This window comes from Humitalea sp. 24SJ18S-53, assembly GCF_050632385.1.
Taxonomy (GTDB): Bacteria; Pseudomonadota; Alphaproteobacteria; order Acetobacterales; family Acetobacteraceae; genus Humitalea.
This window is the reverse complement of record NZ_CP192599.1, coordinates 4,310,099-4,333,953: the sequence shown is the minus strand read 5'-3', so window position 1 is coordinate 4,333,953 and position 23,855 is coordinate 4,310,099. Positions and strand designations below refer to the sequence as shown.

The 23,855-nt window shown below is 68.5% G+C and carries 25 protein-coding genes; 12 read left to right on the top strand and 13 right to left on the bottom strand.

What is annotated here, in order from left to right; genetic code table 11:
• Nucleotides 1-32: 32 nt before the first annotated feature.
• Genes ACQW02_RS20815 through ACQW02_RS20795 form a run of 5 tightly spaced genes read right to left on the bottom strand, consistent with a single transcriptional unit; the run spans nucleotide 33 to nucleotide 4,736 of the window.
• Nucleotides 33-959 (bottom strand): glycosyltransferase family 9 protein, encoded by a 927-nt coding sequence (locus ACQW02_RS20815; RefSeq protein WP_431281819.1) that lies wholly within the window; start codon nucleotides 957-959, stop codon nucleotides 33-35.
• Nucleotides 956-2,128 carry a M20 aminoacylase family protein gene (locus tag ACQW02_RS20810; protein WP_431281818.1) on the bottom strand — a complete coding sequence of 391 codons (1,173 nt, stop codon included), beginning with the start codon at nucleotides 2,126-2,128 and terminating at the stop codon, nucleotides 956-958. Before ACQW02_RS20810 ends, ACQW02_RS20815 begins: the two co-directional genes overlap by 4 nt.
• Nucleotides 2,129-2,144: 16 nt before the next feature.
• A complete protein-coding gene (locus ACQW02_RS20805) occupies nucleotides 2,145-2,798 on the bottom strand; it encodes a DUF1028 domain-containing protein (protein WP_431281817.1) in 654 nt (217 codons plus the stop codon).
• Nucleotides 2,799-2,835: 37 nt separating this feature from the next.
• Nucleotides 2,836-3,645: a phosphonoacetaldehyde hydrolase gene (gene phnX, locus ACQW02_RS20800; RefSeq protein WP_431281816.1), complete on the bottom strand. Its 810-nt coding sequence runs from the start codon at nucleotides 3,643-3,645 to the stop codon at nucleotides 2,836-2,838.
• Nucleotides 3,642-4,736 carry a TIGR03364 family FAD-dependent oxidoreductase gene (locus tag ACQW02_RS20795; RefSeq protein WP_431281815.1) on the bottom strand — a complete coding sequence of 365 codons (1,095 nt, stop codon included), beginning with the start codon at nucleotides 4,734-4,736 and terminating at the stop codon, nucleotides 3,642-3,644. Before ACQW02_RS20795 ends, phnX begins: the two co-directional genes overlap by 4 nt.
• Here ACQW02_RS20795 and mdoH point away from each other — a divergent pair.
• Both mdoH and ACQW02_RS20785 read left to right on the top strand, forming a co-directional pair.
• Complete coding sequence (mdoH, locus tag ACQW02_RS20790) at nucleotides 4,702-6,450, top strand: glucans biosynthesis glucosyltransferase MdoH (protein ID WP_431281814.1); 1,749 nt, start codon at nucleotides 4,702-4,704, stop codon at nucleotides 6,448-6,450. The two genes, ACQW02_RS20795 and mdoH, sit on opposite strands and share 35 nt — an antisense overlap.
• Nucleotides 6,447-7,091, top strand: coding sequence for a glutathione S-transferase family protein (locus ACQW02_RS20785; RefSeq protein WP_431281813.1), 645 nt, complete (start codon nucleotides 6,447-6,449; stop codon nucleotides 7,089-7,091). Before mdoH ends, ACQW02_RS20785 begins: the two co-directional genes overlap by 4 nt.
• Here the strand turns inward: ACQW02_RS20785 and urtE are convergent.
• Genes urtE through urtA form a run of 5 tightly spaced genes read right to left on the bottom strand, consistent with a single transcriptional unit; the run spans nucleotide 7,088 to nucleotide 12,358 of the window.
• On the bottom strand, nucleotides 7,088-7,780 hold the full coding sequence (gene urtE / locus ACQW02_RS20780; protein ID WP_431281812.1) for an urea ABC transporter ATP-binding subunit UrtE: 693 nt from the start codon (nucleotides 7,778-7,780) through the stop codon (nucleotides 7,088-7,090). The genes ACQW02_RS20785 and urtE overlap by 4 nt on opposite strands.
• Before the next feature lie 3 nt (nucleotides 7,781-7,783).
• Nucleotides 7,784-8,521 carry an urea ABC transporter ATP-binding protein UrtD gene (gene urtD, locus ACQW02_RS20775; RefSeq protein ID WP_431281811.1) on the bottom strand — a complete coding sequence of 246 codons (738 nt, stop codon included), beginning with the start codon at nucleotides 8,519-8,521 and terminating at the stop codon, nucleotides 7,784-7,786.
• Nucleotides 8,518-9,570 carry an urea ABC transporter permease subunit UrtC gene (gene urtC, locus ACQW02_RS20770; protein WP_431281810.1) on the bottom strand — a complete coding sequence of 351 codons (1,053 nt, stop codon included), beginning with the start codon at nucleotides 9,568-9,570 and terminating at the stop codon, nucleotides 8,518-8,520. Before urtC ends, urtD begins: the two co-directional genes overlap by 4 nt.
• On the bottom strand, nucleotides 9,567-11,111 hold the full coding sequence (gene urtB / locus ACQW02_RS20765) for an urea ABC transporter permease subunit UrtB (protein WP_431281809.1): 1,545 nt from the start codon (nucleotides 11,109-11,111) through the stop codon (nucleotides 9,567-9,569). The genes urtC and urtB overlap by 4 nt, the downstream gene beginning before the upstream one ends.
• Nucleotides 11,111-12,358 carry an urea ABC transporter substrate-binding protein gene (gene urtA / locus ACQW02_RS20760; RefSeq protein ID WP_431281808.1) on the bottom strand — a complete coding sequence of 416 codons (1,248 nt, stop codon included), beginning with the start codon at nucleotides 12,356-12,358 and terminating at the stop codon, nucleotides 11,111-11,113. The genes urtB and urtA overlap by 1 nt, the downstream gene beginning before the upstream one ends.
• A gap of 209 nt (nucleotides 12,359-12,567) precedes the next feature.
• Here urtA and ACQW02_RS20755 point away from each other — a divergent pair, with 209 nt between their 5' ends.
• Genes ACQW02_RS20755 through ureG form a run of 7 tightly spaced genes read left to right on the top strand, consistent with a single transcriptional unit; the run spans nucleotide 12,568 to nucleotide 17,499 of the window.
• Nucleotides 12,568-13,392 (top strand): urease accessory protein UreD, encoded by an 825-nt coding sequence (locus tag ACQW02_RS20755; protein ID WP_431281807.1) that lies wholly within the window; start codon nucleotides 12,568-12,570, stop codon nucleotides 13,390-13,392.
• A gap of 24 nt (nucleotides 13,393-13,416) precedes the next feature.
• Complete coding sequence (locus ACQW02_RS20750) at nucleotides 13,417-13,719, top strand: urease subunit gamma (RefSeq protein WP_431281806.1); 303 nt, start codon at nucleotides 13,417-13,419, stop codon at nucleotides 13,717-13,719.
• Entirely contained in the window at nucleotides 13,716-14,021 is a 306-nt protein-coding gene (locus ACQW02_RS20745; RefSeq protein ID WP_431281805.1) for an urease subunit beta, read from the top strand. Before ACQW02_RS20750 ends, ACQW02_RS20745 begins: the two co-directional genes overlap by 4 nt.
• On the top strand, nucleotides 14,018-15,727 hold the full coding sequence (ureC, locus tag ACQW02_RS20740) for an urease subunit alpha (RefSeq protein WP_431285948.1): 1,710 nt from the start codon (nucleotides 14,018-14,020) through the stop codon (nucleotides 15,725-15,727). Before ACQW02_RS20745 ends, ureC begins: the two co-directional genes overlap by 4 nt.
• A complete protein-coding gene (gene ureE / locus ACQW02_RS20735) occupies nucleotides 15,727-16,215 on the top strand; it encodes an urease accessory protein UreE (protein WP_431281804.1) in 489 nt (162 codons plus the stop codon). Before ureC ends, ureE begins: the two co-directional genes overlap by 1 nt.
• The gene (locus ACQW02_RS20730) at nucleotides 16,145-16,882 is read left to right on the top strand and encodes an urease accessory protein UreF (protein WP_431281803.1); all 738 of its coding nucleotides are present in this window, start codon (nucleotides 16,145-16,147) and stop codon (nucleotides 16,880-16,882) included. Before ureE ends, ACQW02_RS20730 begins: the two co-directional genes overlap by 71 nt.
• Nucleotides 16,879-17,499: an urease accessory protein UreG gene (gene ureG / locus ACQW02_RS20725; RefSeq protein ID WP_431281802.1), complete on the top strand. Its 621-nt coding sequence runs from the start codon at nucleotides 16,879-16,881 to the stop codon at nucleotides 17,497-17,499. The genes ACQW02_RS20730 and ureG overlap by 4 nt, the downstream gene beginning before the upstream one ends.
• A 54-nt stretch (nucleotides 17,500-17,553) precedes the next feature.
• On the opposite strand, the gene ACQW02_RS20720 is transcribed toward ureG, so the two are convergent.
• Nucleotides 17,554-17,826, bottom strand: a complete 273-nt coding sequence (locus ACQW02_RS20720) for a hypothetical protein (protein WP_431281801.1) — start codon at nucleotides 17,824-17,826, stop codon at nucleotides 17,554-17,556.
• A gap of 185 nt (nucleotides 17,827-18,011) precedes the next feature.
• Complete coding sequence (locus tag ACQW02_RS20715; RefSeq protein WP_431281800.1) at nucleotides 18,012-20,369, bottom strand: mechanosensitive ion channel domain-containing protein; 2,358 nt, start codon at nucleotides 20,367-20,369, stop codon at nucleotides 18,012-18,014.
• A gap of 114 nt (nucleotides 20,370-20,483) precedes the next feature.
• On the opposite strand from ACQW02_RS20715, the gene ACQW02_RS20710 reads away from it, so the two are divergent.
• Nucleotides 20,484-21,680 carry an MFS transporter gene (locus ACQW02_RS20710; protein WP_431281799.1) on the top strand — a complete coding sequence of 399 codons (1,197 nt, stop codon included), beginning with the start codon at nucleotides 20,484-20,486 and terminating at the stop codon, nucleotides 21,678-21,680.
• Between the two features lie 246 nt (nucleotides 21,681-21,926).
• Here ACQW02_RS20710 and ACQW02_RS20705 read toward each other — a convergent pair whose 3' ends face one another.
• Nucleotides 21,927-22,562, bottom strand: a complete 636-nt coding sequence (locus ACQW02_RS20705) for a phosphoribosyltransferase (protein WP_431281798.1) — start codon at nucleotides 22,560-22,562, stop codon at nucleotides 21,927-21,929.
• A gap of 65 nt (nucleotides 22,563-22,627) precedes the next feature.
• Between ACQW02_RS20705 and nudC the strand changes: the two genes are divergently transcribed.
• On the top strand, nucleotides 22,628-23,554 hold the full coding sequence (gene nudC, locus ACQW02_RS20700; protein WP_431285947.1) for an NAD(+) diphosphatase: 927 nt from the start codon (nucleotides 22,628-22,630) through the stop codon (nucleotides 23,552-23,554).
• Nucleotides 23,551-23,853 carry a phosphoribosylamine--glycine ligase gene (locus tag ACQW02_RS20695; protein ID WP_431281797.1) on the top strand — a complete coding sequence of 101 codons (303 nt, stop codon included), beginning with the start codon at nucleotides 23,551-23,553 and terminating at the stop codon, nucleotides 23,851-23,853. Before nudC ends, ACQW02_RS20695 begins: the two co-directional genes overlap by 4 nt.
• Nucleotides 23,854-23,855: the final 2 nt, after the last annotated feature.

Here is a 23,855-nt window from a genome sequence, read left to right as displayed (position 1 = left end):
CGTCAGGTGAGTCCACCTGACTTGAAAATGTACTAACCCAGCGCCGCCAACACCGCGGCCACCGGTAGCAACGCCATGTCGGCGCCGCCGTGATCCTGCGCCCGCAGCACGGTCACGCGCGGCCCGATGGGGCGGAATTTTGTGGCGCTGGACGGGCCGAACAGCGACACCAGTGGCGTGCCCGACGCCGCGATCATGTGCCCCGCGCCGGAATCATTCGACAGACCGATGCGGCAGCGGGCGGCCAGCGCGATGGTGGCGAGCGGTTGCGGCCCGCCGCTGGCGGCGATGGCCGGGTGCTCCAGCGGGAAGATGGCCTGCGGCAGCGCATCGGCGATGGCCGCGCGCAACGGTGCCTCGGCGGGGCCGAGCAGGAAGACCGGGGTTTCCGACCGGGTTTTGGCGACGGCGATGAAGCGGTCCAGCGGCCAGATCTTTTTGACGCCGCCCGCACCGGGCGCGATGGCCAGGCGTGGGGCATCGCCCGGCAGCGCCGCTTCGGCCGCGGCGCGGATCGCGTCGGGCACCGGCAGCGGCGCCAGGTCGCGCGGCGGGTCGCCGATCAGGGCAAAAAGCCGGTCCAGCACATGCGGCCCGGCCGGCTTTTGCGGCGGACGGATCGCGGAGACGAAGCGGCCGTGTGTCACCCGCCACACCGCCGCCGTGCGCCAGGCCAGCGACTGCGTGTCGATCAACAGGTCGAAGGGGCCGATGCCTTCGGGCAGGCGCGCCAAGAATTCGCGCGGGGACGCACCGATGCCGCAGCGTTCGCGCACGTCGTCCAACAGCGGCGCGGCAACGCTGGACAGCGACGACGCATACAGCGTCGTGCCGGTCACGAACCAGGTGATCCGCGCGCCGGGATACGTCGCCCGCAGCGCGCGGCAGAAGACGATCTTGTAGATCGCATCGCCAAAGGTCTCGCCGGTCGAAAAGACGCCGACGGTGCGCGGGATCAACGCGGCAATTCGCGTTCCGCGAGGCGTGCGAACCACGCCGCACCCAGCGGCGCCATATCGTCGTTGAAGTCATAGGCGGGGTTGTGGACGTTGACCGCGCCCTTGCCATCGGGGGCGGCCTGGCCCAGGCGGATGAAGGCGCCGGGGCGGGCCAGCAGCATGTAGGAAAAATCCTCGCCGCCCATCACCGGCGGGTTGTCGCGCAGCACCTTGTCGGCCCCCAGGATGTCGTCGAGCGCACGGGCGGCGCGTTCGGTTTCCTCGGCATGGTTAACGGTCGGCGGATAGCCCCAGCGGTATTCGACCACGGCTTCGGCGCCATGGGCGGCGGCGGTGTTTTCGGCAACCTGCTTGATCAGGGCGGCGACCTGCTGGCGCACCTCCTCGTTCAGCGCGCGCACGGTGCCCTGGATTTCGGCGACCGGGGCGATGACGTTCATCGCCGATCCCGCGTGGAACATGGTCAGGGAGACGACACTGCTCTGGATCGGGTCCACGCGGCGGGAGACGATGCTCTGCAGCGCCACGACGACATGCGCGCCGACCACCACCGGGTCGATCGTCGTATGCGGCCGCGCCGCATGGCCGCCACGGCCCTTGATCGTGATGACCAGCCTGTCGCTGGCCGCCATGATCGTCCCCGGCACGCAGGCCGCGGTGCCGAGCGGCAGGTTCGGGTCATTGTGCAGCGCATAGACGCTGTCGCAGGGGAAACGGTCGAACATCCCTTCCTCGACCATCACGCGCCCACCGCCGCCGCCTTCTTCGGCCGGCTGGAAGATGAAGTGCACGGTGCCAGCGAAATTCTTCGTTTCGGCCAGGTATTTGGCGGCACCTAAAAGGGTCGCCGTATGGCCGTCATGGCCGCAGGCATGCATCGCGCCCGGATTCTGGCTGCGGTAGTCGAGGCCGGTCAGTTCCTCCATCGGTAGCGCGTCCATATCGGCGCGGAAGCCGATCGACCGCGATCCCGGCTGGCCGCGCAGCACGCCGACCAGGCCGGTGCCGGCGATGCCGCGATGCACCTCGATCCCCCATTCCGCCAGTTTCGCGGCCACGATGTCGCTGGTGCGGAATTCGGAAAAGCCGAGTTCGGGATGTGCGTGGATGTCCTGGCGCCAGGCCTTGATCTCGGGGGCCAGGTCCATCAGGCGGTTCGGGACGGGCATTGTTCTTCCTTTTCTTTTAGCCGCCGCGCGCGGCATTGGCATTCAGCGCACGCAAAACGAACTCATCGGCCCAAGGGGCGTATTCGGCCCAAAGCGAGGCCAGGGTGGCAATCGGATCATCCGCCTTGTCCACCCGCAGGTCGGCGTAGGGAAATTCCTGGTCGGTGACGATGCGCAGGGCGGCGGACAGGACCGGCCCATGCTCACCCCCCGCGGCCTGCCCGGCGGCCAGGCCGGCCAGAAGGCGGTCGGCAAAGACGCCGGTCGCGGCCGAAAACGCCGCGACCATCGCGGCCGGCACCTGGTCATTGGCCAGGATATTGCCCAGGGCGACGACCCCCGGCCCGTGGGCCGCGTTATGGGCCGGCTTGACCCGCGCGCCATGGAAATGCGCCGTGGCGCCGGTCGCATCGATCACGCCCAACTGGCGCCAGGCGTGGTCCGGCGTGCTGGCGACCAGGGCGGCGACGGTATGGGTCGCGTCGCAACCCGACCGCAGCAGCCCGATCCCCCGCGGGGCCAGGCGCGGATCGGTGCGGTGCTGGGTCAGCACACCCCCCACGCCAGGGGCCAGGGCGCAGATGCGCGCCCCTACCCCGATGTTGCTGGTCGCGGCGGCATAGCCGAAGGCGCCGGTGTCGGGGCATCGGGCAAGGAGGGAGAATGTCATGCGGGGGCAGAAAACCCCCGGCCGGCCGGGTTGTCCATCACCCGTAGGGCCCGGGCCTCTCACCATTCGCGATCCGCGCTTCCAGCAGGGCGATGGCGCTGGGCAGGCCGGCGATGCTGTCGATCACCAGATGCGCGCCGGCGGCCAGCAGCGGAACAGCGGCGGTCTTGCGCAACGCTGCGGTTTCGGCCGGGGTGAGGGCGGCCAATTCGGCCTCCGTCAGCCCCGCCATGTTGCCCGACAGGGTCAGGCCGACGGCCCAGGTGCCGGCGGCGCGGCCCTCGGCGATGCCGACCGGGGTGTCGTCCAGCTTGACCACGGCATGGGCCGGCCAGATGCCCATGGCCGACATGACGTGCCACATCTGCAACGGCGCCGGGCGGCCGGCGGCAAAATCCCCGGCGCAGACGGTGACCTCGGGCGAAAAGCCCTGGGCGGCGGCCAAGGGGGCCAGCACGGCCATGATCGGCCGCGTATAGCCGGTGGTCGCGCCGATGCGGATATCCCGCGCGGCCAGCCAGTCCAGGGTCTGCTTCGCGCCGGGGATCAGCGCCGAATGGGCCTCGACGCTCGCGACGTTCATCGGTTCGAACACCGCGAAGATCGCGTCGATGGCGGCGTCGTCGAAATCGCTGCCCTGGGCTTCGCGCCACGCCTTGGCCACGTGCGGCAAGGCGCCCACGGTCTTGATGTGGTCGCGCTTCGCGCTGCCCATCGGGCCGCGCGCATCGGCCACGGTGATGGTCACACCAAATTGGCCGAAGGCGCGGACGAAGGCGCCCATCGGCGCCAGGCTGCCATGGTCCACCACGGTCCCGGCCCAATCGAAAACGACGGCTTTGATCACGCAAAACTCTCCAGGGTTTCCTCGGCGATGCCGAAGGCGGTGCTGGCGCCGGTGCCGCTGGTCACGCTGACCAGGCGCAGCCCGGGGCCGAGGTCCTCGGTGAACATGTCCTCGGGGCCGGAGGGGTAGATCCCGGTCCAGCGTTCGACGACCGGTGGCGCTGCGCCAAAAACAGCGCGGAATTCATCCAGGATGATCTCGTCGACAAACCCCGGCTGGAAGGGGTCGGGCGTCGCGGCGTAATGATGGCTGTCGCCGACGACCAATGACCCATCGGCGCCCTGCACCACGATCAGGTGCACGCCATGGTCCAGCGCATCGCGCTGTTCCGCCGCCAACCGATCCAGCAAGGGGCCCAGGGGGGTTTCATGGGCGTAGCCAAGGTAGCGCGCCATGCCGAGGTCGCTCATGACAGCCGCCGGCAGCCGCCAGCCGGGATCGGCCAGGCGCAGCATGTGCAGCTTGCACAGGGTGGTGTCGCGGCGGGCAAAGACCTCGGGGAACAGGGTCGCGATATCGGTGCCGGGGCAGACGATGATCTTTTCGGCGCGCAGCGTGCCGGCGGTGGTCTCGACAATGCCGGGGGCGACGCCGCGCACGGCGGTGCGGCGGGTGAAGCGAACCTCCTGCGTCGCTTCCAGCCAAGCGGCCAGGCGCGGGATGGCGTCGCGGCTTTCGACGCGCAGTTCGTGCGAGGAGTGCAGCGCCGCCAGCACGCCAGGGGACAGCATGGGCGGCAGGTCGGCGGCCGCGACCATCTTGCAACCGGTGCCCATTGGCCCGGCGCAAAAGGCTTCGGCGACGGCCACGGCTTCAGGCCGACGGCAGGCCATCAGCAAGCCGCGGTGATGCACGGCAATTTTTGCCAGGGCCGCGACCTCTGCCCAGATCGCGCGCGACCGCATGGCCCGGCGATGGGTGTGCGGGAACCCCTGGCCGGTGACGGTGACGAAGCCGAAATTGCGGATGCTGGCGCCATTGGCCTGGGCATCGCGGTCCACGACCAGCACCGAAAGCCCGGCACGGCGGGCGGCGAGGGCGTGGGCGAGGCCGACGATGCCGGCCCCCACGATGATGATGTCTGCATCCATCCGCGGATGCTGGCACGCGGCGCGGCGCTTGTCCTGTTACGCTCTGAGTGGGATCACTGCCGCCATGCCGCATCGCCTGATTTTCGCTGCCCTGGCGCTGACCATCACCGCATTGCTGCTGGGCCTGCTGTGGCGCGCCATCGCGCCAGGCGGGGTGACGGTGTGGGAATGGCTGATTTTGGTGGCCTATGTCGGCACCGTGCCGTGGTCGGCGATATCAGCGGGCAATGCCTTGCTGGGTTTTTGCATCCTGATGGGATCGCGCGACCCGCCGGCGGCCGTGGTGCCGCAGTTGAGTCGTGCGCGAGAAACCGACGTGCCAGGGGTGAAGACCGCCATCCTGGTCTGCATTCGCAACGAGGACATGGCGGCCGTGCTACCGCCGTTGGCGACCCTGCTGGACGGGCTGGAAGCGGCGGGGGCGGGCGAAGCCTTCGTGCTGTGGTTTGCCTCCGACACCCAAAACCCCGCGGCCGCCCTGGCCGAGGCGACCGCCATCGCGACGTTTTGCCATGCGCGCAGCGGCCGCCCGATCCCGGTCGAATACCGCCGCCGCGCCGAAAACACCGGCTTCAAGGCCGGCAATGTCATGGATTGGTGCGACCACCACGGGATGGGCCTGGAGGCGTTCATCTGCCTGGATGCCGACAGCGCCATGTCCGCCCGCGCGGTGCTGCGCCTCGTGTCCTGCCTGGAGGCGGATCCGCGCCTGGCCATCCTGCAGCAGTTGATCACTGGCCGCCCCGCTGTCGCGCCATTCCCCCGCCTGTTCCAGTTCGGCATGCGCGCGGGGATGCGGAGCTGGGCGACGGGGCAGGGCTGGTGGCAGGGCGACGAAGGCCCCTACTGGGGCCACAACGCGATCATCCGCATCGCACCCTTTCGCACACATGGGCGCTTGGAAACCCTGCCCGACGGCAGCCACATCCTGTCGCATGACCAGGTCGAGGCGGTGCGCCTGCACGCCGCCGGCTGGAAGGTCCGCTGCCTGCCTGACGAAGACGGCAGCCAGGAAGGCAACCCGCCCGCCATGCCCGAATTTTTGGGGCGCGACCAACGTTGGGCGGCTGGGAACATGCAGTATTTCGCCTTGCTGCGGCTGCCTGGGCTGACGGCGATGGGGCGCTGGCAGTTGTGGCAGGCGATCCTGCTGTTTTTCGGCGCGCCGCTGTGGCTGCTGCTGCTTCTGGCGGCGACGATGAACGTGGTGACGGGCGGCGGCGCCGCGACCCCATCGGGCGCGCTGGCGGCGGTGATGGTGGCGACCTGGCTTTGCTATTTTTCGCCGAAACTCATGGGGTACCTGCAGGTACTGCTGCAGCCGGTGCAGGCCGCGCGCTACGGCGGGCGCCGACGCTTCGCGGCGGGGGCGCTGGCCGAGATCGGTTTCACCACCCTGTTTGAACCACCATCCGTGCTGAACAAGGCGATCTTCCTGCTGCTGCTGCCCTTTGGCCGGCGCGGCGGCTGGGCGCCGCAGAACCGCGCCGATCGCGGTGTCACCTGGGGCGATGCCTGGCGCTTGCTGTGGCCGCATACGTTGCTGGGCTTGGTCCTTGCGGTCGCGCTGGGGCCGGCTGTGGTCTGGGCGGTGCCCTTCCTGGCGGGGTTGTGGCTGGCGGTGCCCTTGTGCGTGGTCACTGCGTCACCGACCCTGGCGGCCTGGATGCAGGCGAGGCGCCTCTGTGCGGTGCCGGAGGAATTGGGCCGATGATGCTTTACGACCTGCCGATCTCCTCCTCCGGCGCCAAGGCGCGCATCGCCTTTGCGTTGAAGGGCGTGTCGGTCGAGTCCCTGCCGCCGCCGGATGGTTATGGCAGCCCCGCCTATCGCGCGATCGTGCCGGCCGCGACGATCCCCGCGCTGGTGGATGGGGATTTTGTGCTGTCGGAAAGCAGCGCGATCCTGGAATGGATCGAGGAGGTTTTTCCGACCCCAACCCTGCTACCCGGCGACGCCCACGCGCGGGCCAAGATCCGCCAGATGGCTGCGTTCCACGACACCGGCGTGGACCCCCCGCTGCGCGCCCTGTTCCGCGCCCCGCCGCCCGATGTCGCGGCACCTTCGATCCGTCGCGCGCTGGACCGGATGGGCGTGCTGGAAACGTTGCTGGACGAGGACGGCCCCTTTGCCTGCGGCGCATCGGTGACCTTGGCTGATTGCGGCTTGCCGATCACCTTGCTGATCGCCGACGAAATTCTGCCCCGCTATGGGGCGGCCACGCCCACGACGCCCCGGTTGGTGCGCGCGCGGCACGCCTGGGCCGGGCATCCGGTGATCGGGGCGGCCGTGGCGACCTACCGCATCGTGCTGGCGGCCTGGGCCGCCGAGCGGTTCCGTAACCTGAACGCTTAGACCGTCAGCAGTTTCCGCACCGCCGGTTCGTCCAGTTCGCTGGTCGGGCCGGCCAGCGCCACCTCACCACGCACCATGACGGTGATGCTGTCGGATAGGTCGCGGGCGAACTCAAAATACTGTTCGACCAGCACCACGGCAAAGCCGCGATCGCGGGCCAGGTATTGGATGACCTTGCCGATGTCCTTGATGACATTGGGCTGAATGCCCTCGGTCGGTTCGTCCAGGATCAGCAGTCGCGGCCGCGCCGTCAGCGCACGGGCGATGGCCAGTTGCTGCTGCTGCCCGCCGGACAGGTCGCCCCCACGCCGGCGCAAGAAACTGCGCAGGATGGGGAAGAGGTCAAAAATCTCCGATGGCACTTTTGAGCCACGCGGCGCGGCGGCCAGCGCCGTTTCCAGGTTTTCCTGCACCGTCAGGAACGGAAAAATCTCGCGCCCCTGCGGCACATAACCGATGCCGCGCCGGGCGCGTTCGGCCGGGGCCAGGGTGCTGATGTCGGTGCCTTCCCAATGAATGCTACCGCCGCCGATGCGTTCCAGCCCGATGATGGAGCGCATCAGCGAGGATTTGCCGACCCCGTTGCGCCCCATGACCGCGGCAACCTTGCCGGGTTCGACACTGAGCGACACCCCGCGCAAGCAGCGGCTGGCGCCGTAGGAGAGGTCGATGGCGCGGACGTCCAGCATGTCTCAGCGCCCCAGATAGACTTCGATCACGCGCGGATCGTTCTGCACGTGGTCGATGGACCCTTCGGACAGGACCGAGCCTTCGTGCAGCACGGTCACGCGGCTGCCGAGGGCGCGGACGAATTCCAGGTCATGTTCGACCACCACCACGCTGCGGGTGCCGGCGATGCCGCGCAACAGGGTGGAGGTCAGTTCGGTCTCATGATCGGTCATGCCGGCGACGGGTTCGTCCACCAGCAGCAGTTGCGGGTCCTGGGCCAGCAGCATCCCGATCTCCAGCCATTGCTTCTGGCCGTGGGAGAGCAGGCCGGCGCGGTCCTGCACGCGTTCGGACAGGCCGATCTCCGCCATGATGCTGTCGATCTTGCCACGGGATTCGCTGTTCAGCTTCCAGCGGATGCAGGGGATCGGCCCGCGCGGTGCCTTCAGCGCCAGTTCCAGGTTTTCGAACACCGTCAGCGCATCGAAAACGGTCGGCTTCTGGAATTTGCGGCCGATGCCCATGGTGGCGATGGAGGCTTCGTCCATGCGTGTCAGGTCGGTGTCGTGGAAGCGCACGATGCCCTTCGTCGGGCGGGTTTTGCCGGTGATGACGTCCATCATCGTGGTCTTGCCCGCGCCATTCGGGCCGATGATCGCCCGCAATTCGCCGGGTTCGACGATCAGCGACAGATTGTTCAGCGCGCGGAAGCCATCGAAGACCACCGAGACGCCGTCGAGGTAAAGGCCGGTGCTGCTCATTTCGCGGGCCCCTTGCGCAGCAACCCGATCAACCCGCGCGGCAGCAACAGCGGCACCGCGATGAACAGGCAGCCCAGCGCGATCAACCACAAATCCGGCGCGAAGGACGTCAGCCAGGTCTTGATCGCATTGACCGAGAAAGCGCCGATGACGGCCCCGACCAGGGTCCCGCGGCCACCGAAGGCGACCCAGACCACGGCCTCGATCGAATTGCCGGGGCTGAATTCGCCCGGGTTGATGATGCCGACCTGGGGCACATAGAGCGCGCCCGCCAACCCCGCCAGCATGGCCGAAAGCACGAAGACGAACAGCTTGTGCTTCGTCACATCGTATCCGAGGAACCGCGTCCGGCTTTCGCCATCGCGGATCGCCGTCAGCACGCGCCCAAATTTGGTCTGCGTCAGCGCCGAGCAGAGGATGAACGACCCCACCAGCGCGACCAGCGACGCGTAGAACAGCACCGACCTTGCGGCCGAGGTGTTCAGCGGCATCCCCAGCAATTCCTTGAAATCGGTAAAGCCGTTGTTGCCGCCAAAACCCATGTCGTTGCGAAAGAAGGCCAACATCAGCGCATAGGTCATCGCCTGGGTGATGATCGACAGGTAGACGCCGGTGATGCGGCTGCGAAACGCCAGATACCCGACCACCGCCGCCAGCAAGCCCGGCACCACCAGCGCCATGGCAAAGGCGAAGGCGAACCAGTTGAAGCCCAGCCAGTACCAGGGCAGTTCCGTATAGCCCAGGAAGACCATGAAGTCGGGCAGCACCGGATGGCCATAGACACCGCGCGGCCCGATCAGCCGCATCAGGTGCATGCCGATCGCGTAGCCGCCCAGCGCGAAAAACGCGCCATGGCCGAGCGACAGGATCCCCGCGTAGCCCCAGGCCAGGTCCAGCGCCAAGGCCAGGATCGCGTAGCAGATCCACTTGCCGGAAATGCTGACGATGAAATCCGAGACATGGAAGACGTTGCTGGGTGGCAGAAGGTTCAGGATCGGGATCAGGGCCAGCAGCAGGACGCAGCCGATAAGAATAATGCGACGGTTCATTGATCAGCCGCCCGGCCCTTGAGCGCGAACAGACCCTTTGGTCGACGCTGGATGAAGATCATGATCCCGACCAGCACGGCCACCTTGGCCAGCACCACCCCGGCGTAGGGCTCCAGCAGCTTGTTGAACAAGCCGAGGGTAAAGGCCCCGACCAGCGTGCCCATCAGGCTGCCGACGCCACCAAAAACCACGACCATGAAGCTGTCGATGATGTAGCCGGTGCCGAGGTTGGGAGAGACATTGTCGATCTGCGACAGCGCCACACCCGCCAGCCCGGCGATGCCCGACCCGAAGGCGAAGGTCATCGCATCGACACGGCCCGTGCGGATGCCCATGGTCGCGGCGATGCGGCGGTTCTGCACGACGGCCCGCATTTCCAACCCGAAGCGCGTCAGGCGGATGGCGGCGAGGGTGGCGAGCAGGACAAAAAGCGAGAACAAAATGATCCAGGCGCGGTTCTGCGTGATGGCGATCTCGCCCGGCAGGATCATCGTGCCTTGCATCCAGGCGGGGCTGATGACTTCGCGGTTCTGCGCGCCAAAGGTCAGGCGCACGACCTGTTGCAACACCATGCCGACACCAAACGTCAGGAGCAGGGTTTCCAGCGGCCGGCCATACAGGTGGCGGATCAACCCGCGCTCCATCGCCGCACCGATCGCGGCCGTGACCAGGAAGGCCGCCGGCACCGCCAGCGGCAGCGACCAGGGCTGCAGGGCCGGGATGTTGCGGCAAAGCTCCTGCACGGCGAAGGTCGTGTAGGCGCCGAGCATCACGAACTCGCCGTGCGCCATGTTGATGATGCCCATGACGCCAAAGGTCACGGCCAAGCCAAGGGCCGCCAGCAGCAGCACCGACCCGAGCGACAGGCCCTGGAACGTCGTCTCCGCCGCTCGGCGGAACGCCAGGCGTTCGTCGATATCGGAGATGGCGCTGGCGATTTCCTGCGCCAAATCGGGGTTCTGCGCGCGGGATTCGATCAGCAGCGACCGCGCTTCGGGGGAGGTGGACCGCCCCAGCGCGGCAATGCCGATCCGCTTGGTCGCGGGGTCGGCCGCGGCCAGCCGCGCGCCACCAAGGGCCAGGGCGATGCGGTCGCGGTTGCGCGCGACATTCTCGCGCCCGAGGGCGACTTCCAGCATGGGGATGTCATCGGCGCTGCGGTTGCGCAGGATCGCTTCGGCGGCGATGAGTCGCTCGGCCGGATCACTGGACGCGAGTTGCAGCCGACCAAGGGCGCCGCGCAGGGCGCCACGCACGCGATTGTTGATGCGGATCACGTCGCTGCCCGCCGGGGGCTGGGCTTCGCTGACAATGACCGTGTTGTCGGGGCCGCGCAGCAGCCTGGTATCGCCCAGTGCGCGCAGGATCGGCAGGGCACGCGGATCGCCGAGCGCCCCAAGGCGCTCCACGGCGTCCGCCTGCTCGGCGAAACTTCCGGTCAGCCCGGGCAGGAGCGCCGTAAAGGCGTCCTGCGCACGGGCTGGCAGGGTGGCGAGCAGAAGCAGAACAACTGCGACGGCTCCCGCTCGCCAATAGGCCATCAGGGCCGGCGCCGATTGGCGTTCTCGGGGATGAACGGCGACCAGTTCTCCGCGGGGATCGCGGTCGGCGTCTTGCTGATGATGTTGAACTGACCATCGGCCTGGATTTCGCCGATCATCACCGGCTTGGACAGGTGATGGTTGGCGAACATCTGCTCTTCGTAGCCGGCGGGCGCCTGCACCTTCTGGCCGATCATCGCGGTGCGGACGGCGTCGACCGAGGTCGTGCCGGCCTGCGCCACGGCCTGGGCCCACATCTTGAAGCCGGTGTAGGTGGCTTCCATCGGGTCGTTGGTGACGCGGCGCGGGTTCTTGATATAAGCGCGCCACAGCGCCAGGAACTCGGTGTTCGCCGGCGACTGCACCGACATGAAGTAGTTCCAGGCGGCCAGGTGCCCGACCAGCGGCCGCGCATCGATGCCGGCCAGCTCTTCCTCGCCGACCGAGAAGGCGACGGAGGGAATATCCTCGGCCTTGATCCCCTGGTTGCCGAGTTCGCGGTAGAAGGGAACGTTCGCGTCGCCATTGATGGTCGACACGATCGCGGTCTTCTTGCCCTCACCGGCAAAGCGCTTCACGCGGGCGACGATGCCCTGCCAGTCGCTGTGACCGAAGGGCGTGTATTCCTCGATGATATCGGCATCGGGGATGCCCTTGCTGTTCAGGTAGCCGCGCAGAATGCGGTTGGTGGTGCGCGGATAGACGTAGTCGGTGCCGAGCAGCGCGATGCGCTTGGCCGAACCGCCATCGGGGCCGAGCAGATATTCGACCGCCGGGATCGCCTGCTGGTTCGGCGCGGCGCCGGTGTAGAAGATGTTGCGGCTTTCTTCCTCGCCTTCGTACTGGACGGGGTAGAACAGCAGGCCGTTCAGTTCTTCGAAGACCGGCAGAACCGACTTGCGCGACACCGAGGTCCAGCAGCCATAGGTCACGTCGACCTTCGACACGGCCAGCAGTTCACGCGCCTTTTCGGCGAAGAGCGGCCAGTTGGACGCGGGATCGACGACCACCGCCTCAAGCCGGCGACCCAGCAGGCCACCGCGGCTGTTCTGCCATTCGATCATCATCAGCACGGTGTCGCGCAGCGCGGTCTCGCTGATCGCCATGGTGCCGGACAGGGAGTGGAGCACGCCGACCTTGATCGGCGCGGCCTGCGCCATCGACGGGCGGATGTACGGCAACGCCAAAGCAGCGCCCAGGCCCGCGATCGCGGTCCGGCGTGTGACGGGGGGGAGGCGGGTTGTCATGACATAGCCCTCTTGTGTTTTGGACGCACAGGTTTCGGTGCCTGATCGTCGTGGCTTAGCGAGGCCCGTGCCAAGTCCATGATCCGCCGCGCCGGATGCCGCTGGCACGGTGGATGCCCCTTTCGCGTGCAGTTCGCCCGCGTCCCGCACAGCAAATCATCGTCGTGCCCCCGGGTTTCCACGGCCGCGGATCGTGGCATTGTCGCCGCGTGCTCCCAGCCAGACATCAACGTGCCGAAGGCGGCATCCTCGCGCGCTTCACGGCGGCCCCCCATGGCGCGGCGCCCGCCGACTTGCGGCAGATGGCCCCGCTGCGGCTGCTGCTGCCCGACCCGGAACCGGATGAGGCGACGACCGCCGCCTTGCTGAACATCGGCGGCGGCCTGGCCGGTGGCGATGCGCTACGCATCGGCATCACGCTCGATGCCGACGCGCGCCTGACCGTGGCGACGGCGGCGGCGGAGAAGATCTACCGCAGCCTGGGGCCGCCGACGCGGATCGCCGTGGACCTGGCCGCCGGGGCCGGGGCCGCGCTGGAATGGATCCCGCAGGAAACGATCCTGTTCGACCGCGCCTCGCTGGCCCGGGCCACGACGATCCGCCTGGCGGCCGATGCCCGCCTGCTGGCCGTGGAAACGCTGGTTTTTGGCCGCGCGGCGCATAAGGAGGTCCTGGCGACGCTTACGCTGCACGATTCCTGGCGGTTGCATGTCGGTGACCGGCTGCTCTGGGCCGATGCCATGCGCATCACTGATGCGGCCGTGCTGGCCGACCGGTTTCGTTTCGGCGGCGCCGGGGCGCTGTCCACGCTGTTGTGCGTGGGGCCGGGGGCGGCGGCGCTGCTGCCGGTGTTGCGGAACGCGCTGGCCGGGCCGGCCCGCGCGGCGGCCACCATCCCCGCCCCGGGGCTGCTGCTGGCGCGCATCATCGGTGAGGCGACGGCCGTGCGCGCCACCGTAGCGGCCGCCATCCTGGCCCTGCGCGCCCCGCATCTGGGCCTGCCGGCGCGGTTGCCGCGGCTGTGGACGAATTGATATGGCTCGTTCCATGATGCACGCATGCACCTGACCCCCCGCGAAAAAGACAAGCTGCTGATCGCCATGGCCGCGCAGGTCGCGCGCCGAAGGCTGGACCGCGGCCTGCGCCTGAACCACCCCGAGGCCGTGGCCCTCATCAGCGATTACGTGGTGGAGGGTGCGCGCGATGGCCGCAGCGTCGCCGAGCTCATGCGCGACGGCGGCACCGTGCTGACCGCCGCCCAGGTGATGGAGGGCATTCCGGAAATGATCCCCGAAATCCAGGTCGAGGCGACATTCCCGGACGGCACCAAGCTCGTCACCGTGCACAGGCCGATCCGATGATCCCGGGCGAGATTTTTACAGCGCCCGGCGAGATCGAACTCAACGCCGGCAGCCCGGTGACGGAACTGGTGGTGGCGAATACCGGCGACCGGCCGATCCAGGTTGGCAGCCACTACCATTTCAACGAAACGAATCCGGCGTTGGAATTCGACCGCGTGGCGGCGCGCGGCAAGCGGCTCGACATCGCAGCCGGCACCGCCGTGCGCTTCGAACCCGGCCAGACACGCACCATCCGCCTCGTGCCCTTCCGCGGCGCCAGGATCATCCATGGCTTCCGTGGCGAAATCGAGGGCGTCGTCTGATGCGGATATCCCGTCACGCCTATGCCGGCATGTATGGCCCCACCACGGGCGACCGCGTGCGGCTGGCGGATACCGACCTGATCATCGAAGTCGAACGCGACCTGACCGTCTATGGTGAGGAAGTGAAGTTCGGCGGCGGCAAGGTCATCCGCGACGGCATGGGCCAGTCCCAGCGCACCCGCGAACAGGGCGCGATGGACACGGTCATCACCAATGCGCTGATCGTCGATGCGGCCGGGATCCTCAAGGCCGATGTGGGGCTGAAGGACGGGCGGATCGCCGCGATCGGCAAGGCCGGCAATCCCGACACGCAGCCCGGCGTCACCATCATCATCGGCCCGGGCACGGAAATCATCGCGGGTGAGGGAAAAATCCTGACCGCGGGCGGCATCGACGCACATATCCATTTCATCTGCCCGCAGCAGATCGAGGAAGCGCTCGCCTCCGGCATCACCACTATGTTCGGCGGCGGCACCGGCCCCGCGCATGGCACGCTGGCGACGACCTCCACACCAGGGCCATGGCACATGGCGCGGATGATGCAGGCGGCTGAATCCTTCCCGATGAATCTGGGCTTCCTGGGCAAGGGCAATGCCGCCCTTCCGGCTGCCCTGGAAGAACAGATCCTGGGCGGCGCCTGCGGGCTGAAGCTGCACGAGGATTGGGGCACCACACCAAAGGCCATCGACACCTGCCTGACGGTCGCGGATGCCTATGACATCCAGGTCGCGATCCACAGCGACACGCTGAACGAATCGGGCTTTGTCGAGGACACCATCCGCGCCATCGGTGGCCGCACCATCCAGGCCTTCCACACCGAAGGCGCCGGCGGCGGTCATGCGCCGGACATCCTGCGCATCGTCGGCTACCCCAATGTGCTGCCCAGCAGCACCAACCCGACCATGCCCTACACGATCAACACGGCCGATGAGCACCTGGACATGCTCATGGTCTGCCATCACCTCGACCCGCGCATCCCGGAAGATGTCGCCTTCGCCGAATCCCGCATCCGCCGCGAAACCATCGCGGCCGAGGACATCCTGCACGACCTCGGTGCCATCTGCATGATGTCCTCCGACAGCCAGGCGATGGGGCGCGTGGGTGAGGTGATCATCCGCACCTGGCAGACCGCGCATAAGATGAAGCAGCAGCGCGGTCGCCTGGTGGAGGAGACCGGTGACAACGACAACATGCGCGTACGCCGCTACATCGCGAAATACACGATCAACCCCGCCATCGCGCAGGGCATCGCGGCGCATGTCGGCAGCATCGCGCCCGGAAAACTGGCCGATTTGGTGCTCTGGGCGCCCGCCTTCTTCGGTGTGAAGCCCGAGATGATCCTGAAATGCGGAACCATCGCCATGGCGCCGATGGGCGATCCCAATGCCTCGATCCCGACGCCGCAGCCGGTGCATTACCGGCCGATGTTCGGGGCCTATGGGAAGTCCATGGTGGCCTCGGCCGTCACCTTCACCTCGGCCGCGGCGCTGGCCAATGGCATCGGCGACCGTATCGGATTGTCGCGGCCCTTGCTGGCCGTGCACAACACGCGCGGCGGCATCGGCAAGAAGGACATGGTGTTGAACAACGCCACGCCAAAAGTGACGGTCGATCCCGAGACCTATGAAGTGCGCGCCGATGGCGCGCTGCTGATCTGCGAACCGGCAAGCGTCTTGCCCATGGCCCAGAGGTATTTTCTGTTCTGATGCTCCGCGCCGACACGATTCTTGCCGCCGGATCCTGGAAGGATTCGCGCGACACCATCACCCTGGATTTCGACGACCGGTTTCGCCGGCGGAAAGCCTATGTCGCGGAGGGCGGGCTGGCCTTCCTGCTCGACCTGCCGGAGGCGACCGTGCTGCGCGACGGCGATGCCTTGCGGCTGGAGGACGGCAGCCTGGTCGCCGTGCGCGCCAAACCCGAACCGCTGATCGAAGTGACGGCCGGCGAAGCAATCAGCCTCGCTCGGCTGGCCTGGCACCTCGGCAACCGCCATCTGCCGGCGGAGATCGACGGCGCCCGCATCCTGATCCGCCACGACCATGTCATCGAGACGATGCTGCGTGGCCTCGGCGCCGGGGTGCAAGAAGTCCTGGCCCCCTTCAACCCCGAAGGCGGCGCCTATGGCGAGCATAACCGCGCCGCGGCACACCCCCACACGCATCACCATGGCGACGACCATCACCACCACTGAGATCGACCTCGGCCGCCTGCTGGCCTGGACCTCCCCGGCCTATCCGATCGGCGGCTTCTCCTACAGCCACGGCATCGAGATGGCGGTGGAGGAGGGCGCGCTACGCAACCGCGCCGACCTGGTCGGTTATATCGAAGCGGTGCTGGCGGATGGCGCGGCCTCGGTCGATGGGCCGCTGCTGGCCGCCGCGCATCGCGCGGTGGGCGATGACGCGGCCCTGGATGCCGTGGCGGCCCTGGGCGCCGCCTTTCGCGGCACGGCGGAAACCGCGCTGGAAAGCCTGCAACAAGGTGATTCCTTCGCCCGCATCACGCAAAGCGCCTGGCCCCAGGATGGTTTTGCGGCTTTCGTCGCGCGGCATCCGGGGCGGCTGGCGCATGCCGTGGTCTTTGGCGCGGCGGCTGGGTTCGCCGGGCTGCCGTTGCGGGCCTCGGCCTATGCCTACCTGTCGGGCTTCGTCGCCAATCTCGTCTCGGCGGGGGTAAGGTTGATCCCGCTGGGCCAGACCGATGGGCAGATCGCGACGGCGGCGCTGGTCGCTGCCGTCACCCGCGCGACCGATGCCGCCCTGGCGACGCCGTTGGAGGACATCGGCAGCGCGACTCCTATGCTGGACCTGTTTTCGATGGCCCATGAAACCCAATACACAAGGCTCTTTCGTTCATGAGAAACGGACCCTTCCGCGTCGGCGTCGGCGGCCCCGTGGGCTCGGGCAAGACCGCGCTGCTCGACCGCTTGTGCAAATACCTGCGCGACGACCACGACATCGCCGCCATCACCAACGATATCTACACGCGGGAAGACGCCGAATTCCTGACGCGTTCCGGTGCGCTATCGCCCGATCGCATCATGGGCGTCGAAACCGGCGGCTGCCCGCATACCGCGATCCGCGAAGATGCCTCGATCAACCTGGCCGCCGTCGCCGACATGTCGGCGCGGCACCCCAATCTTGAAGTGCTGTTCATCGAAAGCGGCGGTGACAACCTGGCCGCGACCTTCAGCCCGGAACTGGCGGACCTGACGATCTACGTCATCGATGTCTCGGCCGGCGACAAGATCCCGCGCAAGGGTGGGCCGGGCATCACGCGGTCGGACCTGCTGGTGATCAACAAGACCGACCTCGCCCCGCTGGTCGGCGCCGACCTCGGCGTGATGGACCGCGACGCCAAGAAGATGCGCGGTGCGCGGCCCTTCATTTTCACCAACCTGAAGATCAACCAGGGCGTGGCGGAAATCGCCGCCTTCGTCCTGGCCCAAGGCGGGATTGGTCAGACAGGCTCGTAGTTCACGCTCCGCAGCAATTCCGTCGCGTACGGCGGTCAGCAGCAAGGCGAAAAATCAGGCCGCGGCCACGCGGCGACCCTCCATCGCCTCCACCCGCCGCACGCCGACCACCTGACCGAGGTTCCCGGCCACCAAGTCCACCATATGGGCGGGCATCGCATGCAGCGTGATGTCCATGGTCATCACCCCACCCTGGCGCTGCGACCGCACCCGGTCGGGCACCAGGTCGCGCTTGGCGAAAGGTTCCAGCAACCGCGGCAAAAGCCCGGCGGAGGCATCGGCGAGGACGGAGAAACTGGCCGCTGTCAGCGGTGTGTCGGAATACATTTTTGGAAATTCCCGGATCATCGGGTGAAGGGAGCGTCGCGGGGTGTCCCGGCCGCAGCCCCCCGCGAGAGGCTACTGAGCGGCCGGGCCGCTAATCATCATGATCCGGTGCGTTTTCATGGCGTGACCTTAGCCACGCCATGCCGCACTGCACCCGCGCCCGTCGCGCATATCTGGTCAGCGTTTCAGGCCGAGGGCTTCGGCTTCTGCTCCACCAGCATCGTTGGCGCCTGGGAGGGGTGCTCGATCCCTTCCTGGGCAAAGAGCTTCTTCATGCGCCGGTTGAACTCCCGGCCCACCGCCCAGCGCGCCGACGGATCGGTCTTCAGCCGCACGCGCAGGACCACCGAGGTGTCGCCCAGCTTGTCCACGCCCATGACGTCCAGCGAATCGCGGATCATCGGGCCGTATTTCGCATCGTCGCGCATGCTCTCGCCGACGCAGCGCAGCACCTCGGCCACCCGGTCGGTATCCTCGCTATAGGGCAGGGCCACGTCCATCACGGCAAAGCCGAAGTCGCGCGACTGGTTGGTCACCGTGGTTACCGCGCTGAACGGCACGATGTGGATGCTGCCATCCAGCGCGCGCAGCCGGATCGAGCGGATCGAGAGTTGTTCGACCGTGCCGCTCATCCCGCCCAGTTGCACGGAATCGCCGACCGCCACCGCATCCTCGAACAACAGGAAGATGCCGGTGATCACGTCCTGCACCAGCTTCTGGCTGCCGAAGCCGACCGCCAGGCCGATCACGCCCGCACCGGCGATCAGCGGGGCCACGTTCACCCCGATCTCGGTCAACACGTTCAGGATGACGAAGGTCAGGATGACCACCAGCAGCGCCGTCTTCAGCATCGGCAGCAGGGTGCGCACGCGGGCGGATTTCGCCGCCTTGGCGTCGCGCGACAGCCGTTCCAGGTAACGCGCGATGGAGGCGTTCACCGCCTCCCACACCCCGACCGCCAGCAGCAGCACGAAGCCCATCTGCACCACGGACCCCAGCAACCGGTTGCCGAGCGCGCCGCGCTTGAACCAGGCGAAGGACTGGATGCCCCAGGATTCCAGCAGGACAAGCACCGCCACGACCATGATCAGCGTGGACAGCACGCCCTTCAGCACGGGCAAATAGCGGTTCGCCCGCAGTTCCAGCCCCGGGTAGCGCACCGCCAGATCGTCGCCGACGCGAAAGCCGCGGATCAGCGCCCGGCGCAGCCCCTCGTCCAGCAGCTTGGCCACCGCCACGACGGCGACGGTGGTGAGCGAGACATGCAACAGGCGCTCGAAGCCGTCGCGCACCTCCAGCGCCCAGACGCCCCAAAGCGCCAGCAGGTAGAGGATGGCGATGACGTGCCAGACCTCGGCCAGGCGCGAGCGCAGCGCGCGCAGCAGGCGGCGCCCCCGATCGGGGCTTTCGCCTTCGGCCAGGGGTGGGGCGCGCAGCACGGCGGCGACGGCGGCACGGTTCTGCAGCACGACGATGCCGAGGAACAACGAGATCATCAGCAGCACGAGCCGGATGATGGAATCATAGGCCGACCACGGCAGGCCAAACAGCAGCCCGGTTTCGGCCAGGCTGAACCCGACCACGCCGACCGCGACGATCCGCCGCAGCCAGACGGTGATGTAGGCCGCCGTCTCATCCGTGCAGGGCAGCAGCCGCAGATGCGTCGATGCCGGTGAGAACAGCATCCGCGCGACGATCAGGATCGCCCGCGCCAGGATATAGGCGTTGTTGCAGCCCAGCAGGATCAGTTGCGTCGTCGGCAGCGGGTTCACCGCCCCGATCAGCCCATAGGAGACGACGGCAAAGGCCCCGACCGGTATCATGTCCAGCACCAGCCGCCCCAAGACCAGCGGTACCCGGCGCAGCCAGGGCCAGGGCGCATCGCCCGGCGGGGTCGCCGCATCCAGCCTGTCGCGCCAGCGGCTGATGCTGCGCCGGGCCATGCTTTCCGACAGCAGCCCCAGGCCGAACAGCAGCGCCAGTTTCCACGACGCATCCAGCACCCGCGCCTGGGTCACCGGGTCGCGCGCCAGGTTGGACACGAAGGCCGCCATCGACGGCAGGTCGGTCAGCGCCTGGATGGCCGCGACCAACTGGTCGGACATCGACTGGATGCGCTGGCTGGCCCCCATCAGCAACTGCGCGCCCAGCGTGTTGGGGGCCAGGATTTCCGGGATCGGGCTGGCGGCGGGCTCGGCGGCCGGGGCCGTTCCAGGGGTGGCGGGGTCGCCGCCGGCGGCGGGCGCCGCGGCGGGTGCGCCGCTGGCGGTCGACAACGCGTCCAGGGTGCGCAGCAGATCGGCCCTGCGGGCATCGTCGCGCAACAGGTCGCGCAGCCGCGCGGCCTCGGCCGCCGGCAGCGCCGCGGCGGGCGTGGCTGGCGCGGCGGCGGGCACCGCGGCTGGCGCCGGTCCCTCCGCCGAGACCGGCACCACCGATGCCGGCGGCAATGGCATGGGCGCCAGGATCGGCGGCGCCTCCTGCGCCGCGACCGGCGCGGCCAGGAGGAGGAACAGGAGCAGGAGGCGGGCAGACAGGTTCATGGCGCGCATGCCCTGCCCTTACCGGGGGGACTGGGTCAACAGTATGGCGTGTGCCGCGATGCAACATAACGTGTGGCGGCGCGGTCATGGACGCCCGGCCTTCGCACCCGCAACATGAAACCCATGTTTGCACAGCCTTCGGTCTGGACGGTGATGGTGGCGCTTCTGGGCGTGCACCTGGCCGGCATGGGCGCCTTCCTCACCATCCCCGTCCTGGCCCCCGCCATCGCGGCCGAAACCGGGCTGGCGGCCAGCCTGACCGGCTACAATACCGCGCTGGTCTATGGCGGGGCGCTGATTTCCGGCCCCTTCACCGCGACCTTGCTGCGCGCCTGGGGCGGGGTGCGGCTGTTGCAGATCGGGCTGTGCCTGATCGCCTGCGGCATCCTGCTGGCGCTGGTGGGCACGCCCACGGCGCTGGCGGCATCGGCCCTGCTGGCGGGGTTCGGCCATGGGCCGGTGACGCCGGCGGGCAGCCACCTGCTGGCCAGCCGCGCGCCGCCGCACCAGCGCAGCCTGATCTTCAGCCTGAAGCAATGCGGCGTGCCGGCGGGCAACATGATGGTCGCGGCCCTGGCACCGGCCGTTGGCGTCGCCTTCGGCTGGCGCTGGGGGGCGGCGACGATCGCCCTGGTCGCGGTGCTGGTCGCGATATCGCTGCAACCGCTGCGCGCGGCGCTGGATGCGGACCGGGTGCCGGGCACGCGCATCGACGGATCGGCGCTGCGGGAAGCCGCATCCAGCTTGGCGCTGCTGCGCCAGCATCGGGCGCTTTTGTGCCTGACCCTGGCGGCGGCGGGGTTCGGCGCCAGCCAGTTCTGCTTCGCCTCCTTCTTCGTGGTCTGGCAGGTCGAGGTCCTGGGCGTCGCCCTTGGCCAGGCCGGCATTGCCCTGGCCATCGGCCAGGGGGCCGGGGTCGCGGGCCGCGTCGCCTGGGGCTTCATGGCCGACCGGGTCGGTGCCCTGCCGGTGCTGACCGGGCTTGGCCTCGGCACCGTCGTCTCAGGCCTGGTGCTGGCCGTGGCGGGGCCCGGCTGGCCGCAGGCGATGATCATCCTGGCCGGCATGGCCATGGGCGCCACCGCCGTCGGCTGGAACGGCGTGTTGCTGGCCGAAGCCGCGCGGGTCGTCCCCGCGGGCCGGGCCGGGGCCGCGACGGCGGCGCTGGGCGTGGTGTTTGGTGGCGCAATGCTGGTCTCGCCGTCGCTGTTTTCGGCGCTGGTGCAGGCGACCGGCGGCTATTCGGCGGGGTTCGTGATGTGCGCGGTTCTGGCGGGGCTGGGCACGCTGGCGCTGCGTGGGGCTAAGTAACGGGAAGGTGGCGCTTTGAGAGGGGCTTTGCCCCTCTCAAACTCTCCCCACCAAGGGGCCGTGGCCCCTTGGAACCCACGGAATTTGGCAGAATAAAGAGAGGGGCATCACGCGCGATCCATTGACCAATGGAACGCCGTGCCCCTCTCTTTATTATGCCAATACATCCCGCCGGTCCAGGGGCGGCGGCCCCTGGTGGGGGTGGTGTGGAGGGGGCGAAGCCCCTTCCACGGCGCAACTTCCCCGTTATTGGCACCCCCAGCCACCCGCCACCGGCGCCAGCACCGGCGTGGCAAACGCCGCCACCACCGGCACATCCGCGGGCCACTTGGCACGCCAGCGATCGCCTTGCAGCATCGCCGCCACCATCGCCACCGGTCGCACCCCGGCCCGGTCCAGCAAGGCCAGCCCGGCCAGGGCCGAGGCCCCCGTCGCCAGCACATCATCCACCAGAAGCACCCGCCGCCCCGCAAGCCTGGGCAGCACCCGTGGGTCCAGCCACATCGCCCGCGCATCGGGGCTGGTGGATGAATGCGCCGGGGCCGACAGCGCCGCGTCGTACCAGGTCTTTCTCGACCATCCCGGCGCGACCCAGTTGGTATGGCCCAGGGCCTCGGCGATCAGGGGGGCGAAAACCTGGCCCTGGCTCGGCAGCCCGACCACGACATCGGCGCCAAAGCCGCGCGCGGCCTCGGTCATCCAGCCGGCCAGGGCGCGGGCGACGGCGAAACTCGCCTGGTTGGCGATCAGCCCCGTGACGGCATGGTCGCCCCGGTCGCGGATCGGCAGCCACAGCACCCGCCCATCGGGCATCGTCGCCGGATAGGCGTCCGTCCAGGGTGCGGGCGGGGCGGTGTCGTCAAAAACCTGCCAGAAATCCATCGGCCGAGCCTATCGGCCGCGTGCCGGTTTGCCGAGGGTGCGGCCGCGTGGCAGTAACCTCAATCATGCTCTCCATCCCCGCCAGCCGCGTGAACGTCTATACCGGCAGCCCGATCGACCGCGTCAGCAACCGCCGCGACGACGCCGATTTCCTGGCCGCCGCCCTGACCGATCCGGCCGCCTTGTTCGCGCCGGTCTGGCGCAGCCGCAGCCTGATGCGCGGGGTCGAGGCCGGGACGCCGGAGGCGGTGTTCCTCTCCCCCGCCGCCGCCGATGCCGTGCGCATGGCGGGCGGCCCCTGGGCGCTACTGGGCCTGTGGGGCGGCCGGCCCGTCTTCGCCGTCGATTGTTCGGCCGCCGAGGATCCCCTGCCGCTGTTGCCGCCCGATCTTGGCGCCTTCACCGACCTGCGCGGCGTCGCGGGGCTGTTGCCGGCGGGCGAGGCGAGCGTGCTCGCCCATGCCCGCGGGCTGATGCATTGGCGCACCCGGCACCGTTTCTGCGGCGTCTGCGGTGCCACCTGTGAACCGCGCAATGCGGGCAATGCGATGACCTGCACCGGTTGCGGGGCGCAGCATTTCCCGCGCACCGACCCTGCGGTGATCATGCTGGTGGTGCACGGCGACCGCTGCCTGCTGGGCCATTCGCAGCGCTTTCCGAACGTGACGATGTATTCGACGCTGGCCGGCTTCGTCGAACCCGGCGAAAGCCTGGAAGAAGCCGTGCGGCGCGAAGTGCACGAGGAATCGGGCATCACCGTCGGCGCCGTGCGCTACCATTCCAGCCAGCCCTGGCCCTTCCCGGCCAGCATCATGCTGGGCTTCTACGGCGAAGGCCTGTCGGATGAGATCACCATCGACCCGGAGGAATTGCGCGACGCGCGCTGGTTCACCCGCGCCGAATTGCGCGACCCGGTGGCGGGCGGCTTCAGCCTGCCGCGCGTCGACAGCATCGCCCGCCGCCTGATCGAAGATTGGTTGGAACACGCATGATCCGCTCATCTGCCCTGATTGCCTGCCTGCTCCTGGCTGCCTGCGGCCCGCGTGCCGCTGGCCAGATCCATCTGAACGACACGCCGGAAGTCGCCGCCTGCCGCGCCGAGGCACGCCGCGACCCCGGCGTGATCGCCGCCAACCGCAGCATGAACATCCAGAACCGGGACAACATGGACCGCGTTCGCGCCGAAGTCGCCGAGGCCGAGCGGCGCTCCTTCAACGCCTGCCTGCGCCGCGAGGGCTTGCCGCTGCCGGGTGGGGTCGAGGCGCCGACGCGCAGGCTATCGGCCTTCTGACG

Excerpts from the sequence above, each read along its gene's own strand:
- ACQW02_RS20715 (WP_431281800.1), bottom strand. The coding sequence starts at position 20,369 with ATGAACCTGTCTGCCCGCCTCCTGCTCCTGTTCCTCCTCCTGGCCGCG.
- urtA (WP_431281808.1), bottom strand. The coding sequence starts at position 12,358 with ATGACAACCCGCCTCCCCCCCGTCACACGCCGGACCGCGATCGCGGGC.
- ACQW02_RS20695 (WP_431281797.1), top strand. The coding sequence starts at position 23,551 with ATGATCCGCTCATCTGCCCTGATTGCCTGCCTGCTCCTGGCTGCCTGC.
- ACQW02_RS20785 (WP_431281813.1), top strand. The coding sequence starts at position 6,447 with ATGATGCTTTACGACCTGCCGATCTCCTCCTCCGGCGCCAAGGCGCGC.
- ureE (WP_431281804.1), top strand. The coding sequence starts at position 15,727 with ATGCTCCGCGCCGACACGATTCTTGCCGCCGGATCCTGGAAGGATTCG.
- ACQW02_RS20795 (WP_431281815.1), bottom strand. The coding sequence starts at position 4,736 with ATGGATGCAGACATCATCATCGTGGGGGCCGGCATCGTCGGCCTCGCC.
- ACQW02_RS20705 (WP_431281798.1), bottom strand. The coding sequence starts at position 22,562 with ATGGATTTCTGGCAGGTTTTTGACGACACCGCCCCGCCCGCACCCTGG.
- mdoH (WP_431281814.1), top strand. The coding sequence starts at position 4,702 with ATGCCGGCCCCCACGATGATGATGTCTGCATCCATCCGCGGATGCTGG.
- ACQW02_RS20720 (WP_431281801.1), bottom strand. The coding sequence starts at position 17,826 with ATGTATTCCGACACACCGCTGACAGCGGCCAGTTTCTCCGTCCTCGCC.
- urtC (WP_431281810.1), bottom strand. The coding sequence starts at position 9,570 with ATGAACCGTCGCATTATTCTTATCGGCTGCGTCCTGCTGCTGGCCCTG.
- urtB (WP_431281809.1), bottom strand. The coding sequence starts at position 11,111 with ATGGCCTATTGGCGAGCGGGAGCCGTCGCAGTTGTTCTGCTTCTGCTC.
- urtD (WP_431281811.1), bottom strand. The coding sequence starts at position 8,521 with ATGAGCAGCACCGGCCTTTACCTCGACGGCGTCTCGGTGGTCTTCGAT.
- ureG (WP_431281802.1), top strand. The coding sequence starts at position 16,879 with ATGAGAAACGGACCCTTCCGCGTCGGCGTCGGCGGCCCCGTGGGCTCG.
- ACQW02_RS20810 (WP_431281818.1), bottom strand. The coding sequence starts at position 2,128 with ATGCCCGTCCCGAACCGCCTGATGGACCTGGCCCCCGAGATCAAGGCC.
- urtE (WP_431281812.1), bottom strand. The coding sequence starts at position 7,780 with ATGCTGGACGTCCGCGCCATCGACCTCTCCTACGGCGCCAGCCGCTGC.
- ACQW02_RS20730 (WP_431281803.1), top strand. The coding sequence starts at position 16,145 with ATGGCGAGCATAACCGCGCCGCGGCACACCCCCACACGCATCACCATG.
- ACQW02_RS20750 (WP_431281806.1), top strand. The coding sequence starts at position 13,417 with ATGCACCTGACCCCCCGCGAAAAAGACAAGCTGCTGATCGCCATGGCC.
- ACQW02_RS20710 (WP_431281799.1), top strand. The coding sequence starts at position 20,484 with ATGAAACCCATGTTTGCACAGCCTTCGGTCTGGACGGTGATGGTGGCG.
- ACQW02_RS20745 (WP_431281805.1), top strand. The coding sequence starts at position 13,716 with ATGATCCCGGGCGAGATTTTTACAGCGCCCGGCGAGATCGAACTCAAC.
- nudC (WP_431285947.1), top strand. The coding sequence starts at position 22,628 with ATGCTCTCCATCCCCGCCAGCCGCGTGAACGTCTATACCGGCAGCCCG.
- ACQW02_RS20805 (WP_431281817.1), bottom strand. The coding sequence starts at position 2,798 with ATGACATTCTCCCTCCTTGCCCGATGCCCCGACACCGGCGCCTTCGGC.